Raw genomic sequence first — 14,578 nt, 5'->3', positions numbered from 1 at the left:
CCCCGTCAGAGAGGACCGGAAATGGCCGACATGGAGAACTTCGATCTCGCCCACCTGGGTGCCATCGAGCTGTTCACCCCCAAGTTCGAAGAGAGCCTGCACTTCTTCCGCGACATCTGCGCGATGCGCGAGGTCGAGCGGATCGGCGACTCGGCGTACCTGCGCACCTGGGACGAATACCAGCGATACTCGCTGAAGCTGACCGCCTCCGACACCAACGGCGTCGGGCGCACGCTGTTCCGCGCCACCAGTCAGGAGGCCCTCGACCGGCGGGTCGCCGCCATCGAGGCAGCCGGCCTCGGCCACGAGTGGCACGACCCCGAGGTGGGCGTGGGCCGCTCGTTCGAGTTCGAGGACCCGGACGGGCATCTGATGGCGATCTACTACGACACCGAGCACTATGTGCCCGACGACGAGGACCGCCCGGCGCTGAAGAACCAGGCGTCGGCCTACCCGGGGCGCGGCATCAACGCGCGCCGGCTCGATCACATCAACTACCTGGCCGCCGACGTGGACGCCGCCGGAGACTTCTGGCAGAACGTGATGCGCTCCCGCGAGTCGGAGCGGGTGCGGATGGACGACGGTCACTACGCCGCACGCTGGTTCCGCTTCCACCAGAAGTCGTACGACGTGGTCTACTCCGAGGACTGGACGAAGGAGCGCGGGCGCTTCCACCACTTCGCGTTCGCACCCGACTCGCGGGAGGACGTTCTCAAGGCCGCCGACATCTGCCTCGAGAACGGCATCTACATCGAGTACGGGCCGTACAAGCACGCGATCAACCAGACCTTCTTCCTGTACGTCTGGGAGCCCGGCGGCAACCGCATCGAGTTCGCCAATGCGCAGGCCCGGCTGCTGCTGGACCCGGACTGGCCGGTCGTGCAGTGGAGCGCCGCCGAGCGCGCCAAGGGTCAGGCGTGGGGCATGAAGACCGTCGCCACCTTCCACACGCACGGCACGCCGTACGTCGAGAACCAGGAGGAGATCGACCGGCAGGCCCTCGCCGGTCACTGATCGCAGCGATCGGGACCGCTCGCGTCGCAGAATTCAGTCGTCGCGTTTTACGGTTTTGCCGCGGGCGGCCGGTAAATCGCGCCGACTGAACCGGCGCTCGAGACAGTCGAGCGTTCGGCCGTGAGTGCAGAACCGCCGCTACGGGGCGACGAAGCGGCCGGCCTCGGCGTCGGCCGGGGCCTGCTCCTTCAGCTTGAAGTGCTGCTTCTTGCCAGTCGCGGTGTAGGGCAGCTCGGTGACGAAGGTGTACCGGCGCGGCCGCTTGTAGTCGGCCAGCTTGACGCTCGCGCGCAGATGCGCATCGAGCTCGCGGGCCGTGGCCGTGGCATCCGCCCCGCCGCCGTCGCGCAGCTGCACGTACGCGACCACCAGCTCACCCCACTGCGGGTCGGGCAGGCCGACCACGATCGAATCGGCGACCTCGTCGTGGCCCGCCAGGACCTCTTCGACCTGGACGGGGTGCACGTTCTCACCGCCGGAGATGATCATGTCGTCCTTGCGGCCGACGACGGTGACGATCTCGTCCTCGTCCCACGTGGCCAGGTCGCCGGGGTACACCCAGCCGTCACGGAACTTCTCGGCCTGCTCGGTCGGATTGCCGAGGTACGCGTAGCCGGACTTGACCGACCGCATGATGACCTCGCCGATCTCCTGCCCGTCCTTCTTGGCGTGCTCGTCCGGGCCCGAGATGCGGCCGGCCTGCACCTTCACGACGGCGACGTCGTCGTCCAGACACGCGCGGCCGGCGGCGCCCGCGGCGGCGGGCAGGTCGTCGGGGCGCAGATAGGTGTTCCAGAACGCTTCGGTGGTGCCGTAGCCGTTCGCGATGCGCGGGGTCAGCACGCGCTGGTAGCGCAGTGCGGCCTCCTCGCTGAGCGGGGCGCCCATCGTGACCATGCCGCGCAGGCTCGACAGGTCGCGCGGGTGCGCCTCCTGCGTCTCGGCGAGCCGCTCCAGGTTCGTCGGCGCACCGATCACATACGTGAGGTGGTATTCCTCGACTGAGTCGAGCACCACGTCGGCGTCGAACTGCGGCAGCGTGACCACCTCGGCGCCCACGAAGAACGCCGTGTTCGGGCCCGCGCAGTAGTTGCCGCCGCGGTGGAACCACGGCGACATGTTCATCGTCTTGTCGCTCGGTCCGAGCGGGAAGTGCATCGTCACGTCGTGCGCCGTGAGCATCTCGTTCAGGCTGGTCAGCGGCACCGCCTTGGGCATGCCGGTGGTGCCCGAGGTGTAGAGCCGGGATGTCTCGTCCCACGTGCTCGCCCCGTCCGGCGCGCGATAGGTCGGTGCCTCCTCGGCCAGCAGATCGTCGAACCGGATGGCGCCCGGCAGCAGGTCGCCGCCGACGGCGGCGAGGATGCGCGGCTGGTGCGTGGCCAGCTGCAGCGCGGTGGCGACGTTGTCGGCATCCGCCCCGTCGTAGACGAACACGGTCGGCGTGACCTGATCGAGGATGTGCGCGGTCTCGGCCGGCGCCAGCCGGAAGTTCATCGGCGAGCTGACCGCCCGCAGGCCCTGCGCGGCGATGTACAGGAACGCGAACTCGGGAGTGTTCTTCAGCTGATAGCAGACGATGTCGCCCACGCCCACCTCGCGCGCCCGCAGCCCTGCGACCAGCCGGCCGGTGACCAGGCCCAGCTCCGCATACGTCCAGGTGCGGCCCGAGGACGGGTCGGTCAGCGCGCGTCGGTGCGCGTAGCGATGGGTGTTGCGGGCGAATGCCGCCGCCCAGGTGAAGTTCGCCTCGAAGACCCGCTTGAGCTCACTGGGGTCGTATTCGGTGTTCCGGTCGCTGTGATCCTGCGTCATACTCCCTCATCCTGGCCTTGCCCGGTCGCCGGATGCAACCTGGCGGCGGACGGTCAGCGCCAGACATCGGCGGCGATCTCCACCACCGAGCGGATCTTGGCCCACTGCTCGTCCTCGGACAGCGCGTTGCCCTCCTCGGTCGAGGCGAATCCGCACTGCGGGCTGAGGGCGAGCTGCTCCAGCGGCGCGAACGCGGAGGCCTCATCGATGCGGCGCTTCACGTCGGACGGGTCCTCCAACTGTCCGCTCTTGGTGGTCACCAGGCCCAGCACGACGGTCTTGTCGCCCGGGGGCAGGAAGCGCAGCGGCTCGAACCCGCCGGCGCGATCACTGTCGTACTCCAGGAAGTAGCCGTCGTAGGCCACGACATCCAGCAGCTGCTCGGCCACCGGCTCGTACCCGCCGGACGAGATCCAGGTGGAGCGGAAGTTGCCGCGGCACACGTGCGTGGTCACCGTCAGGTCGTCCGGCTTGCCGGCCAGCACCCGGTTGAGGATGTCGGCGTAGCGCTCGGCGATGCCGTCGGTGTCGATGCCGCGCTCGCGCGCCTTGGCGAGTTCGACCTCGGAGCACAGGTACGCCCATGCGGTGTCATCCAGCTGCAGGTAGCGCGCGCCGGCGGCGTAGAACGCGGCGATCGCGTCACGGTAGGCCTGCACCAGGTCGTCGACGATCGCCTCGCGCCCGTCGTAGCCGGCGATGTGCCCGGGCTCGAGACGGAAGTCGAGCACGGTCGGCGAGGGGATGCTGAACTTCGGCGTGATGCCGGGCGCTGCGGCATCCTGCACGAAGCGGAAGTGGTCCAGGAACGGATGCTGCCCGTCGAACCGGATCGGGCCGGAGACCTCCACGCCCCGGGATTTGGTCTGCACGCCCTGGAACTGGATGCCGTGGTCCAGTTCGACGATGTCGACGCCGCCGAGGAGCCCGAAGAAGTCGAAATGCCACCACGAGCGACGGAACTCGCCGTCGGTGGCCAGCCGCAGGCCGGCGTCGGACTCCTTGCGCACCAGGTCGGCGACGGCGGCATCCTCGACTTCCCGCAGGCCGGCATCATCGAGCCGGCCGTCGGCATGGCCGCGGCGGGCAGCGGCGAGGGAGGCGGGGCGCAGGAAGCTGCCGACGATGTCGGCGCGGAAGGGAGGTGTGCTCATGCCCCGATCGTAAACAGCCGCAGCGGCCGGCCTCACCGGCGTCGTCATCCGCCGACATACGCCCGTGTCGCCGCCCTTGGGTAGGGTTGATCGGTGCCCGCCCCCGTCATCCGTGCAGCGAACCTCGTCAAGGCGTACAAAGTCAAGGGAAAGCCGGACTTCCTCGCCGTGGACGGACTGAGCTTCGAGGTCGCGCCCGGCGAGTCGTTCGGGTTGCTCGGCCCGAACGGCGCGGGCAAGTCCACGACGATGAAGATGGTCGGCGCGGTGTCCACTCGCACCTCCGGCGACCTGGAGATACTGGGGCTCGACCCCGACCGGTACGGACCGGAGATCCGCTCCCGACTGGGCGTCGTGCCGCAGCAGGACAACCTCGACGGCGAGCTGAATGCGCGCGAGAACCTGTACGTGTACGGGCGGTACTTCGGGCTGCCCGGCAAGGTGTGCCGGCAGAAGGCCGACGAGCTGCTCGCGTTCGCACAGCTCGAGGATCGGGCCGGCCACAAGGTCGACCAGCTCTCCGGCGGCATGAAGCGGCGCCTGACCATCGCGCGGGGCCTGATCAACGACCCGCGGATCCTGCTGCTGGACGAGCCGACCACGGGGCTCGATCCGCAGGCGCGGCACATTCTCTGGGACCGCCTGTTCCGGCTCAAGGAGCGGGGCACGACCCTGGTGCTGACCACGCACTACATGGACGAGGCCGAGCAGCTGTGCGACCGGCTGATCGTGGTCGACAACGGGCGGATCATGGCGGAGGGCACGCCGTCGTCGCTGATCCGCGAGCACTCCAGCCGCGAGGTGCTCGAGGTGCGGTTCGGGTCGACGCATAACAGCGAGGTCGCACCGCTTCTGGCGGGCATCGGCGATCGCATCGAGACGCTGCCCGATCGCATCCTGATCTACGCGCACGACGGCGAGGCGGCTCTGGACCGCGTGACGCAGCAGGGGCTGAAGCCGCTGACCAGCCTGGTGCGCCGCTCGAGTCTGGAGGACGTGTTCCTGCGCCTGACCGGACGGTCGTTGATCGAATGACCGACGTTCACCCCGACCCCACCCAGGCACATCCTTCGCTGGACCAGCTGCGCGCCGAGGCGATGGCCGGCGGACGCCGGCCGCGCCGATTCGGCTCGTGGTACGCCACCGAGCACATGCTGCGCGCGATGCGCGCCTACGGCTGGACGATCGTGGTCGGTGCGCTCGGCCAGCCGCTGGTGTACCTGTTCGGCCTGGCCGTCGGACTGGCAGCGCTGATCTCGCAGGACATCCCCGCCGGCGACGGCGGTTCGGTCTCGTACCTCGTATTCGTCGCGCCCGCACTGCTGATGACGGCGACGATCTCGGTGGCATCCGAGGAGTTCACCTACCCGGTGCTGGCCGGCTTCAAATGGCGACGGTACTTCTACGGATTCAACGCGTCGGCGCTGTCGTCCCCGCAGATCGCCCACGGCGTGGCGGTGGCCGCGAGTGCCCGGATGCTGTTCGCCGGCGCCGCGTACTACCTGTTCATCTGGGCGTTCGGGGCCGTGTTCCCGCTGGTGACCGTGCCGGCACCGCAGACCGGCTGGATCGCGATCGCGGTCGGCCTGCTCGCGGGCTGGTCGTTCGGGATGCCGCTGATGGCATATGCGGCATCCATCGAAGACGACAAGGGGCAGTTCGCCCTGGTGCAGCGGTTCGTGTTCATGCCGATGTTCCTGTTCTCGGGCACGTTCTACCCGCTGACGGTGCTGCCGCTGTGGCTGCAGCCGATCGGGTGGGTCTCGCCGCTGTGGCACGCGACCGAGCTGGGGCGGATGGCGACCTTCGGCGGCCCGGTCGATGTCGTGATGCTGTGCGTGCACCTGGCCTACCTGCTGCTGCTGTCGATCGGCGGCTACCTGCTGGCGCGGCGCGCGTTCACGCGGAGGCTGGCGAAATGACCCAGCTGGTGAGCGATCGGCCGCAGGTGCATCCGCACCGCGGCGGTGTGCGCGCGCTGTGGGCGGGCAATCCCGGAGCGGTCGTGCAGCGGGGCCTGATCGCGGCGCGCTCCTCGAGCTGGGTCGTCATCCTCTCCGGCTTCTTCGAGCCGGTGTTCTATCTGGCTTCGATGGGGCTCGGCCTGGGCACGTTCATCGGCACGGTGCAGGTGCCCGGCGGCGGATCGGTGTCGTATGCGGCATACATCGCGCCGGCGCTGCTGGCCGTGTCGGCGATGAACGGGGCCATCTACGATTCGACGTGGAACGTGTTCTTCAAGCTGAACTACGGCAAGCTCTATGAGGGGATGCTGGCCACCTCGCTGGGGCCGCTGGATGTCGCCTTCGGCGAGATTCTGTACGCGCTGCTGCGCGGGCTGCTGTACGCGTGCGGGTTCATGATCATCATGCAGGCGTTCGGGCTGAACCTGGCACCGACGGCCATTCTGGCGATCCCGGGGGCACTGCTGGTGGCGTTCGGATTCGCGAGCCTGGGCATGGCGGTCACCAGCTACATGAAGACCTTCCAGCACATGGACTGGATCAACCTCGTGCTGCTGCCGATGTTCCTGTTCTCGGCGACGCTGTACCCGATCTCGATCTATCCGCAGTGGATCCAGGGCGTCGTGATGGCCTTTCCGCTCTGGCACGGCGTCGAACTGATCCGGGCGCTGACCACCGGCGCGTTCAGCGGCGCGATGCTCTGGCACATCGTCTACTATGTCGTGATGATCGTGGTCGGCCTCGTGTTCACCACCAAGCGCCTGCGCGCCCTGTTCCTGGACTGACCGATTCCCCGGCGGACCGGCACGATTCAGTGAAACCTTCAGTGTGACGTAAGCTTTGAGCATGAGCACCTTGCTGAGCATTCTGCACGTCGCCACCGCCGTCTTCATCGTCGGCCCGATGGCGATCATCCCGATGACCGGCCTACGCGCCCTCCGCTCCGGAAACGCCGCACAGGCGCGCACCCTGGCGCGCTCGACAGCGGTCTTCTCCTGGCTGTCGCTGATCACCTTCGTGCTCGGCTTCGGCGTCCTCGGCAAGAACGCCGGCGCCGCATTCACGACGGGCTGGATCCTGAGCGCCATGATCACCTACGCGATCGCATTCCTGCTCAGCGTCATCGTCATCGTGCCGCAGATGCACAAGGCCGCGGACCTGGCCGCAGACACCCCGGCGGGCGACAAGCCTGCCGGCTACGGTGCGATCGTCGGCAGCAGCGGCGTGGCCTCCCTGCTGCTGGTGGCCACGGTCGTGCTGATGATCTGGCGCCCCTGAGACCGGTCCGCGGGGGTCTCAGCCGCGCAGGTCGCGCAGGATGGCGACCATCCGCAGCGCGGCATCGACGGCCTCGGCGCCCTTGTCCTCCTGCGAACCGGGGAACCCGGCCCGATCCAGGCCCTGCTCCTCGTCATCCAGGGTCAGCACTCCGAACCCCACCGGCTTGCCGACATCCAGCGCCACCCGGTTCAGGCCGTCGGTGGTCGCGGCCGAGACGTATTCGAAGTGCGGCGTGCCACCGCGGATGATCACACCCAGGGCCACCACGGCATCGGCGCCGCCGGCGAAGGCCGCCTGAGCGGCCGTGGCCAGCTCGAACGAGCCGGGCACCCGCGCCACGCGATAGGCGGCGCCGGAAGCGTCCAGCGTGCGCTGCGCGCCGGCGACGAGCCCCGCCATGATCTTCTCGTGCCAGGTCGCGGCCACCACGACCACGCGAAGGCCCCGGCCGTCCAACTCCTGCGCCTGCGGCGCCCCTTCCTTGCTCACGCCGTCGCCCCCGCAGCCGGCACGTCGCCCTCGGGCACGTCGCTGTGGTGGAGGGCGCCGTCATGGCCAGCCTCGTGCATCTGCTCGAGCGCGTCGGCGAGGTCGTCGGCGTCGATGATGTGACCCATCCGGTCGCGCTTGGTCTCGAGGTACTGGTGGTTGTTCGGCCCGACGCCCACCAGCAGCGGCACCTGCTCGGCGATGTCCAGGCCCAACTCACGCAGCTGCGTCACCTTGTCGGTGTTGTTGGTCAGCAGCCGCACCCGCTGCACGCCGAGGTCGGCGAGGATGCCCGCTGCCGCCGCATAATCGCGGGCGTCGGCCGGCAGGCCCAGTGCCAGGTTCGCGTCGACGGTGTCCAGGCCCTCCTCCTGCAAGCTGTACGCCCGCAGCTTGTTGAGCAGGCCGATCCCGCGGCCCTCGTGCCCGCGCATGTACACGACGACGCCGCCATCGCGGCCGATCAGGTCCAGCGACGCGCGCAGCTGCGGCCCGCACTCGCACTTCTGCGACCCGAACGCCTCGCCGGTCAGGCACTCCGAGTGCACCCGCACCAGCGGCGCGTCGTCGGAGAGAGTGCCCGAGACGACGGCGAGGTGGTCGGTGCCGGTGATCCGGTCCTTGTAGACCAGGAATCGGAAGGTGCCGTGCGAGGTGGGCACGTGGGCTTCGGCCCGCAGGCTGACCCGGCGCTTGTGCACCGGCGCCGCCGGGCGCGGGTCGTGCTCGTCCAGGTAGGCGATCAGCGACTCGATCGTGATGACCGGTACGCCGTAGCGCTCGCCCATCTCGATCAGCCCCGGCAGCCGCATCATGCTGCCGTCCTCGGCGACGACCTCGGCGATGGCGCCCACCGGCGACAGGCCCGCGAGCCGGGTCAGCTCGACGGCGGCCTCGGTGTGGCCGCTGCGCTCGCGCACACCGCCGTCCACGGCGCGCAGCGGCAGCACGTGCCCGGGGCGGATCACCGAGCTGGGCGTGGAATCGGGGTCGGCCAGCACGTTCAGCGTGTGGGCGCGGTCGGTGGCGCTGATCCCGGTCGAGACGCGGTCGGCGGCATCCACACTCACGGTGTACGCGGTGCCGCGCGAGTCCTCGTTGCGCGCGACCATCGGCGGCAGGTCCAGCCGGTCGGCCCACTCGGCCGGCATCGGCGCGCACAGGTATCCGCTGGAGTAGCGGATCGTCCACGCCAGCCATTCCGGCGTGGCCAGCTGTGCCGACAGGATGACGTCACCCTCGTTCTCGCGGTTCTCGTCGTCGGCGACGAGGACCGGGCGGCCTGCGCGCAGGCTCTCCAGTGCTTCGGGGATGGTGGCCAGGCTCATCGGGAGCCCCCTTCGTTCGAATCGTGTCCGGCCGGAGTGCCGGATGCCGAGGTGAATGCGAGCATGCGCCGCACATGGCGGGCGAGGATGTCGGTCTCCAGGTTCACGCGGTCGCCGGCAGCGCGTTCGCCCAGGGTCGTCGCGGCCAGGGTCTCGGGGATCAGCGACACCTCGAACCATGGCTCGGCGGCCTCGGGGGCGCTGACGGCGCTGACGGTGAGCGAGACGCCGTCCACGGCGATCGAGCCCTTGTCGACGACGAGGTCGGCCAGTGGTGCAGGCAGCCCGATGCGCAGCACCCGCCACTGGTCGCCGGGGCGGACCGCCGCGACCGTGCCGGTGGCGTCGATGTGCCCCTGCACGATGTGGCCGCCCAGCCGGTCGCCGGCGGCCATCGCCCGCTCGAGGTTCACCCGGCGGCCGGCGACCGCGTCGTCGAGCGTCGACATCCGCAAGGTCTGGGCCATCACGTCGGCGGTGAACCAGTCCGCGCCCTGGTCGACGACCGTCAGGCACACGCCGCTGACCGCGATCGAGTCGCCGTGCGCGGCATCCGACACCGCCGTCGGCGCGCGCACGGTCAGCCGCACGCCGTCGCCCGAGGGCGCCACGGCGGTGATGCTGCCGAGCTCTTCGATGATTCCGGTGAACACTAGAGGTCTCCTTCGGACGGGGTGGCGACGATCAGCAGATCGTCGCCGAGAGTGTCGACGGATGCCACCGCCAGGCGCCGTGCGGCGCCGATGGTCGGCACGCCCAGGTCGGCCAGCGCGAGCCGGGCGCCGCCCAGCAGCACCGGGGCGATGTAGGCGAGGATCTGGTCGTACAGACCCGCGCGGATGAACGCGCTGGCGATCGTGGGGCCGCCCTCGATGAACACGCGCTGGATGCCGCGGACGCGCAGATCCTCCAGGAGCGCCGGCAGATCGCGCCCGTCGAAGAACAGCGCCTCGTGCGGGTGGCGGCGCACGGCGGCGCCGGCTGGGACGGGGCGGACGCCGAGGATGACCGGCACCGGCTGGTGCGGGTACAGCGTGCCGTCTGCGGTGCGCGCGGTCAGGGCCGGGTCGTCGGCGAGCACGGTGCCGGTGCCCGCGACGATGGCGTCGGCACCGGCGCGGCGGCGGTGCACGTCGGCGCGGGCGACGGCGCCGGTGATCCACTGGCTGGTGCCGTCGGCGGCGGCAGCCCGGCCGTCCAGGCTCTGCGCCCACTTGACGCTGATGTGCGGGCGGCCCAGCCGCTGCACGACGAGCCAGTCGTGCACGAGCAGGCGCACGCGGTCGGCGAGCACGCCGCCGGTGACCGAGACGCCGGCCGAGCGCAGGTGGTCGGCGCCGCCGGCCGAGCGCACGCCGCGGTCGTCGATGCCGTAGACGACGCGGGAGACTCCGGCTTCGATCAGGGCGACCGCGCACGGGCCGGTGCGGCCGGTGTGGTTGCACGGCTCGAGGGTGACCACCGCCGTGGCGCCGCGGGCCTGGTCGCCGGGCAGCTTCGACAGCGCGTCCACCTCGGCGTGCGCGGTGCCGGCGCCGCGATGCCAGCCCTCGGCGATGATCTCGCCGGCGGGGGAGAGGATGACCGCGCCGACCTGCGGGTTCAGCCCGCGCGGTCCGCGCCGGGCGAGCTCGAGCGCACGACGCATCGCGTCCTGCTCGATCGCACTCGCCGACATCCACTCTCCTGGCCTTCGGGCACTCCAGGCGACGGGCGGCGGCAGCGCCCACGGCGCTGCGCGTGCTGCCTCCCATCCGGACTTGTGATGGTGGACCATCACTTCACCGTCGGTCCCGGAATTCCACCGGATCGGCCGGGCCCCCATCCCAGATGCGGGCCGCGGTTCGCGGACTGTCACCGCCGGTTCGGATTCACACCGACCCCGGAGCACGTTGTACTGCTACGAGTCTAGCGGGCGCCCGGCGGCGCGGATCATCCCCGGGCGGGTGCGCCGCGGTGCACACACCCGACGGGCATGAATACGGCCCGTGCCCGTAAGGGGGACATAGCCTGGATACCAGGGAGGGCACGCGGATGCAGGGGACCGGCACACTTCAGCGCGAGGGGTTCGCGCAGCTCGCGGCCCGCCCGTACGCCGATGTGCTGGTCATCGGTGGCGGCATCAACGGAATCGCGGCACTGCGCGATCTGGCGATGCAAGGGGTGGATGTCGCCCTCGTCGAGCGCGGTGACTTCGTCAGCGGAGCATCCTCCAAGTCCAGCCACATGATCCACGGCGGCATCCGCTATCTCGAGAACGGCGAGTTCCGCCTCGTGCACGAGGCGGTCACCGAGCGCAACGCGCTGCTGCGCACCGCCGCGCACTACGTGCGGCCGCTGCAGACCACGATCCCGATCTTCTCGACGTTCTCCGGCGTGCTGTCGGCGCCGCTGCGGTTCCTCCGGCACGGGTCGGGGACACCGCACGAGCGCGGCGCCGTGCTGATCAAGATCGGGCTGGTCATCTACGATTCGTTCTCGCGCGGCGGCGGACGGGTGCCGCGGCACAGCTTCCACGGGCGGCGCGCGTCGTTGCGGCAGCTGCCGCACCTGAACCCCGACGTGAAGTATACGGCGACGTACTGGGATGCCTCGGTGCACGATCCGGAGCGACTGGCCCTGGATGTGCTGCGTGACGGGCTCGCGGCGGGGGCGGGTCGTGCACGCGCCGCGAACTACACCGCGGCGGTCGGCGTCGACGACGGGCGCGTCGTGCTGCGGGATGTCGAGACCGGCAGCGAGGTGCCGTTCACGGCATCCGTCGTCATCAACGCGACGGGGCCGTGGACCGACGTCACCAACGCGCAGCTGCACGAGCGCACCCGCTACATGGGCGGCACGAAGGGCTCGCACATCGTGCTGGACCACCCGCAGCTGCTGGCGGCCACCGGCGGCCGGGAGCTCTTCTTCGAACACAGCGACGGGCGGATCGTGCTGATCTACCCGTTGAAGGGCCGGGTGCTGGTGGGCACCACCGACATCGAGCACGACATGGCCGACCCGATCGTGTGCACCGAGGCCGAGGTCGACTACTTCCTCCAACTGATCTCACACGTGCTGCCCGACGTCCCGGTCTCGCGGCAGGAGATCGTCTACCGGTACTCCGGCGTGCGGCCGCTGCCCGGTCACGGCGACCTCGCGCCCGGGTTCGTCTCGCGCGACTACCGGATCGAGCGGGCCCCCCTGCCGGGGCGGACGGATGCCTGCATCCTGAGCCTGGTCGGCGGCAAGTGGACCACGTTCCGCGCATCGGCCGAGCACCTGACCGACCGCACGCTCGGGCTGCTCGCGCACCCGCGGCGCTGCTCGACGAAGGGCGTGGCGATCGGCGGCGGCCGGGGCTTCCCGGTCACCGAACGGGCGCGGCGGCAGTGGGTCGCCGATCACGACGGGGGACTGGGCCCGGCGCGCGTGGGCGTGCTGCTGGCGCGCTACGGCACCCTGGCCGCCGAGGTGATCGCCGCGATCGCGGCCGACCCCGACGATGCCGCCCTGATCTCGCTGCCCCGCTACAGCACCGCCGAGCTGCGGCACGTGGCGTCGACCGAGGCCGTGCACCACCTGGACGATGTGCTGATGCGTCGCACCAGCATCGCCTTCACCGGCCGGGCGTCGGCGGATGCGGCCCGCGAGGTCGCCGAGGCCATCGCCCCGGTGCTGGGGTGGGATGCGGATGCCTGCGCGGCCGAGGTGGACCGCGCATCGGCCGCCGTGCACGCGGCCGTCCCGGCACCCTCCTGACCGCCGCACCCCGGGGCAGTGTCTGAGCCGGAGGTTCAGCGGTGCGTGGGCGGGAGGTTCAGCAGAGCGTGAGCCGGAAGTTCAGGATGCGTTTCAGACAGCGCGAATCCGGCTGGGCAGCCGGGCGGCGGCGTCCCGAACCTGCCGGCACCGCACGCGGCGATGATCGGAGCCTCGCGGTAGCCTGGCCGTCAGACGTAGGCGTAGACGCGGAAGCAGCCGCGGTGCGGGCGAGGGGGCAGCGTGGCCGAGCATGTGCTGGCGATCGACCAGGGGACGACCTCGACCCGAGCGATCGTGTTCGACCGGCAGGGGCAGATCGTCGCGACCGCGCAGCGCGAGCACGAGCAGATCTTTCCGCGTGCGGGCTGGGTCGAGCACGACCCCGCCGAGATCTGGACCAACACCGAGTGGGTTCTCGCACAGGCGCTGGAGCGCGCCCACTTGAGCGCGGGCGAGATCGCCGGCATCGGGATCACCAACCAGCGTGAGACGGCGATCGTGTGGGACCGCCGCATGGGACGCCCGGTCTACAACGCGATCGTGTGGCAGGACACCCGCACCCAAGAGCGCATCGACGCGCTCGCCGCGCAGGACCCGGCCGGCGTGCAGCGCTTCGCGCGCGAGACCGGGCTGCCCCTGGCCACGTACTTCTCGGCATCGAAGATCGCATGGATCCTCGATCAGGTGCCGGGCGCCCGCGCGGCCGCCGAGGCCGGCGATCTGCTGCTGGGCACGCCCGACAGCTGGGTGATCTGGAACCTGACCGGCGGCACCGACGGCGGCGTGCACGTCACCGATGTGACCAACGCCTCGCGCACGCTGCTGATGGATCTGCAGCGCCTGGACTGGTCCGATCAGATGCTGCAGATCTGGAACATCCCGCGCGCGATGCTGCCCGAGATCCGCTCATCATCCGAGACCGTGGGGCACGTGCAGCTGCCCGCGGCACGCGGCATCCCGATCGCCGGGATCCTCGGCGACCAGCAGGCGGCGGCCTTCGGGCAGGTGGCCTTCGAGGCCGGCGAGTCGAAGAACACCTACGGCACCGGAAACTTCCTGCTCGTGAACACCGGCGAGCAGATCGTGCGCAGCGAGCACGGCCTCATCACGACGGTGGCGTTCCGATGCGACGGGCAGCCGGCCCGCTACGCGTTGGAAGGGTCGATCGCGGTCACCGGCTCGCTCGTGCAGTGGCTGCGGGACAACCTCGGCATCATCAGCCGCGCCGAGGACGTCGAGAGCCTCGCCACCACCGTGGACGACAACGGCGGGGCCTACTTCGTGCCGGCGTTCTCGGGCCTGTTCGCACCCTATTGGCGGGCGGATGCCCGAGGTGCCCTGGTCGGTCTGACCCGCTACGTCAACAAGGCGCACATCGCACGTGCCGCGCTGGAGGCGACGGCCTTCCAGACCCGCGACGTCATCGACGCCGCCGTCGGCGACACCGGCCAGGCGCTGCCCGAGCTGCGGGTGGACGGCGGGATGACTCGCAACGACCTGCTGATGCAGTTCCAGGCGGACATCCTCGGCATCCCGGTCGTCCGGCCCCAGGTGGTCGAGACGACGGCGCTGGGCGCCGCATACGCGGCCGGACTGGCGACCGGGTTGTGGTCGGGGTTCGACCAGCTGCGCGGGCTGTGGCTGCAGGACCGTCGGTTCGAGCCGGCGATGGCCGGCGATGAACGCGAGCGTCGCCTCCGGATGTGGCAGAAGGCGGTCACGAAGTCGCTGGACTGGGTGGATGACGACGTCCGCGCCGTGGCAGACGCCCCCGACCGCTGACGGGCCG

Annotated in this window: 13 protein-coding genes and 1 riboswitch; of the genes, 7 read left to right on the top strand and 6 right to left on the bottom strand. The window is 70.4% G+C overall.

Going from position 1 to position 14,578, the window contains the following annotated elements; all coding sequences use genetic code 11:
- Window positions 1-21 precede the first annotated feature (21 nt).
- Window positions 22-1,014, top strand: a complete 993-nt coding sequence (locus tag ABD705_RS10865) for a VOC family protein (RefSeq protein ID WP_344783435.1) — start codon at window positions 22-24, stop codon at window positions 1,012-1,014.
- Between the two features lie 138 nt (window positions 1,015-1,152).
- Here the strand turns inward: ABD705_RS10865 and ABD705_RS10860 are convergent, their stop codons facing one another.
- Together ABD705_RS10860 and ABD705_RS10855 are read right to left on the bottom strand one after the other, a co-directional pair.
- The gene (locus ABD705_RS10860; RefSeq protein ID WP_344783433.1) at window positions 1,153-2,829 is read right to left on the bottom strand and encodes a class I adenylate-forming enzyme family protein; all 1,677 of its coding nucleotides are present in this window, start codon (window positions 2,827-2,829) and stop codon (window positions 1,153-1,155) included.
- A 53-nt stretch (window positions 2,830-2,882) separates the two neighbouring features.
- Entirely contained in the window at window positions 2,883-3,983 is a 1,101-nt protein-coding gene (locus ABD705_RS10855) for a 5-methyltetrahydropteroyltriglutamate--homocysteine S-methyltransferase (protein WP_344783431.1), read from the bottom strand.
- Window positions 3,984-4,076: 93 nt separating this feature from the next.
- On the opposite strand from ABD705_RS10855, the gene ABD705_RS10850 reads away from it, so the two are divergent.
- The 4 genes from ABD705_RS10850 to ABD705_RS10835 all read left to right on the top strand — a co-directional run bounded on the left by ABD705_RS10850 (window position 4,077) and on the right by ABD705_RS10835 (window position 7,225).
- Window positions 4,077-5,018: an ABC transporter ATP-binding protein gene (locus tag ABD705_RS10850; protein WP_344783429.1), complete on the top strand. Its 942-nt coding sequence runs from the start codon at window positions 4,077-4,079 to the stop codon at window positions 5,016-5,018.
- Entirely contained in the window at window positions 5,015-5,905 is an 891-nt protein-coding gene (locus tag ABD705_RS10845) for an ABC transporter permease (protein WP_344783427.1), read from the top strand. Before ABD705_RS10850 ends, ABD705_RS10845 begins: the two co-directional genes overlap by 4 nt.
- Window positions 5,902-6,732 carry an ABC transporter permease gene (locus tag ABD705_RS10840; RefSeq protein WP_344783425.1) on the top strand — a complete coding sequence of 277 codons (831 nt, stop codon included), beginning with the start codon at window positions 5,902-5,904 and terminating at the stop codon, window positions 6,730-6,732. Before ABD705_RS10845 ends, ABD705_RS10840 begins: the two co-directional genes overlap by 4 nt.
- Before the next feature lie 61 nt (window positions 6,733-6,793).
- Entirely contained in the window at window positions 6,794-7,225 is a 432-nt protein-coding gene (locus ABD705_RS10835) for a DUF2269 family protein (protein ID WP_344783423.1), read from the top strand.
- Window positions 7,226-7,243: 18 nt separating this feature from the next.
- Here ABD705_RS10835 and ribH read toward each other — a convergent pair whose 3' ends face one another.
- Genes ribH through ribD form a run of 4 tightly spaced genes read right to left on the bottom strand, consistent with a single transcriptional unit; the run spans window position 7,244 to window position 10,723 of the window.
- Window positions 7,244-7,717 (bottom strand): 6,7-dimethyl-8-ribityllumazine synthase, encoded by a 474-nt coding sequence (gene ribH, locus ABD705_RS10830; protein WP_344783421.1) that lies wholly within the window; start codon window positions 7,715-7,717, stop codon window positions 7,244-7,246.
- Window positions 7,714-9,045, bottom strand: a complete 1,332-nt coding sequence (gene ribA / locus ABD705_RS10825) for a GTP cyclohydrolase II (RefSeq protein ID WP_344783420.1) — start codon at window positions 9,043-9,045, stop codon at window positions 7,714-7,716. Before ribA ends, ribH begins: the two co-directional genes overlap by 4 nt.
- Window positions 9,042-9,698: a riboflavin synthase gene (locus ABD705_RS10820; RefSeq protein ID WP_344783418.1), complete on the bottom strand. Its 657-nt coding sequence runs from the start codon at window positions 9,696-9,698 to the stop codon at window positions 9,042-9,044. The genes ribA and ABD705_RS10820 overlap by 4 nt, the downstream gene beginning before the upstream one ends.
- Complete coding sequence (gene ribD, locus ABD705_RS10815; RefSeq protein WP_344783416.1) at window positions 9,698-10,723, bottom strand: bifunctional diaminohydroxyphosphoribosylaminopyrimidine deaminase/5-amino-6-(5-phosphoribosylamino)uracil reductase RibD; 1,026 nt, start codon at window positions 10,721-10,723, stop codon at window positions 9,698-9,700. Before ribD ends, ABD705_RS10820 begins: the two co-directional genes overlap by 1 nt.
- A 59-nt stretch (window positions 10,724-10,782) precedes the next feature.
- Window positions 10,783-10,939, bottom strand: a riboswitch (FMN riboswitch).
- Between the two features lie 140 nt (window positions 10,940-11,079).
- Here ribD and ABD705_RS10810 point away from each other — a divergent pair.
- Both ABD705_RS10810 and glpK read left to right on the top strand, forming a co-directional pair.
- On the top strand, window positions 11,080-12,786 hold the full coding sequence (locus ABD705_RS10810) for a glycerol-3-phosphate dehydrogenase/oxidase (protein WP_344783414.1): 1,707 nt from the start codon (window positions 11,080-11,082) through the stop codon (window positions 12,784-12,786).
- 243 nt (window positions 12,787-13,029) lie between these two features.
- Complete coding sequence (gene glpK / locus ABD705_RS10805; RefSeq protein WP_344783413.1) at window positions 13,030-14,571, top strand: glycerol kinase GlpK; 1,542 nt, start codon at window positions 13,030-13,032, stop codon at window positions 14,569-14,571.
- The last annotated feature ends 7 nt before the right edge of the window (window positions 14,572-14,578 follow it).

This window comes from Microbacterium kribbense (genome assembly GCF_039537285.1).
Taxonomy (GTDB): Bacteria; Actinomycetota; Actinomycetes; order Actinomycetales; family Microbacteriaceae; genus Microbacterium; species Microbacterium kribbense.
The sequence above is the reverse complement of the archived record's forward strand: the minus strand, read 5'-3'. Positions and strand labels throughout refer to the sequence as shown.

What these genes read in the sequence shown, in the direction of transcription:
- ribD (WP_344783416.1), bottom strand. Translation starts at nt 10,723, where the DNA reads ATGTCGGCGAGTGCGATCGAGCAGGACGCGATGCGTCGTGCGCTCGAG.
- ABD705_RS10860 (WP_344783433.1), bottom strand. Translation starts at nt 2,829, where the DNA reads ATGACGCAGGATCACAGCGACCGGAACACCGAATACGACCCCAGTGAG.
- ABD705_RS10810 (WP_344783414.1), top strand. Translation starts at nt 11,080, where the DNA reads ATGCAGGGGACCGGCACACTTCAGCGCGAGGGGTTCGCGCAGCTCGCG.
- ribA (WP_344783420.1), bottom strand. Translation starts at nt 9,045, where the DNA reads ATGAGCCTGGCCACCATCCCCGAAGCACTGGAGAGCCTGCGCGCAGGC.
- ABD705_RS10840 (WP_344783425.1), top strand. Translation starts at nt 5,902, where the DNA reads ATGACCCAGCTGGTGAGCGATCGGCCGCAGGTGCATCCGCACCGCGGC.
- ABD705_RS10855 (WP_344783431.1), bottom strand. Translation starts at nt 3,983, where the DNA reads ATGAGCACACCTCCCTTCCGCGCCGACATCGTCGGCAGCTTCCTGCGC.
- ABD705_RS10865 (WP_344783435.1), top strand. Translation starts at nt 22, where the DNA reads ATGGCCGACATGGAGAACTTCGATCTCGCCCACCTGGGTGCCATCGAG.
- ABD705_RS10835 (WP_344783423.1), top strand. Translation starts at nt 6,794, where the DNA reads ATGAGCACCTTGCTGAGCATTCTGCACGTCGCCACCGCCGTCTTCATC.
- ABD705_RS10845 (WP_344783427.1), top strand. Translation starts at nt 5,015, where the DNA reads ATGACCGACGTTCACCCCGACCCCACCCAGGCACATCCTTCGCTGGAC.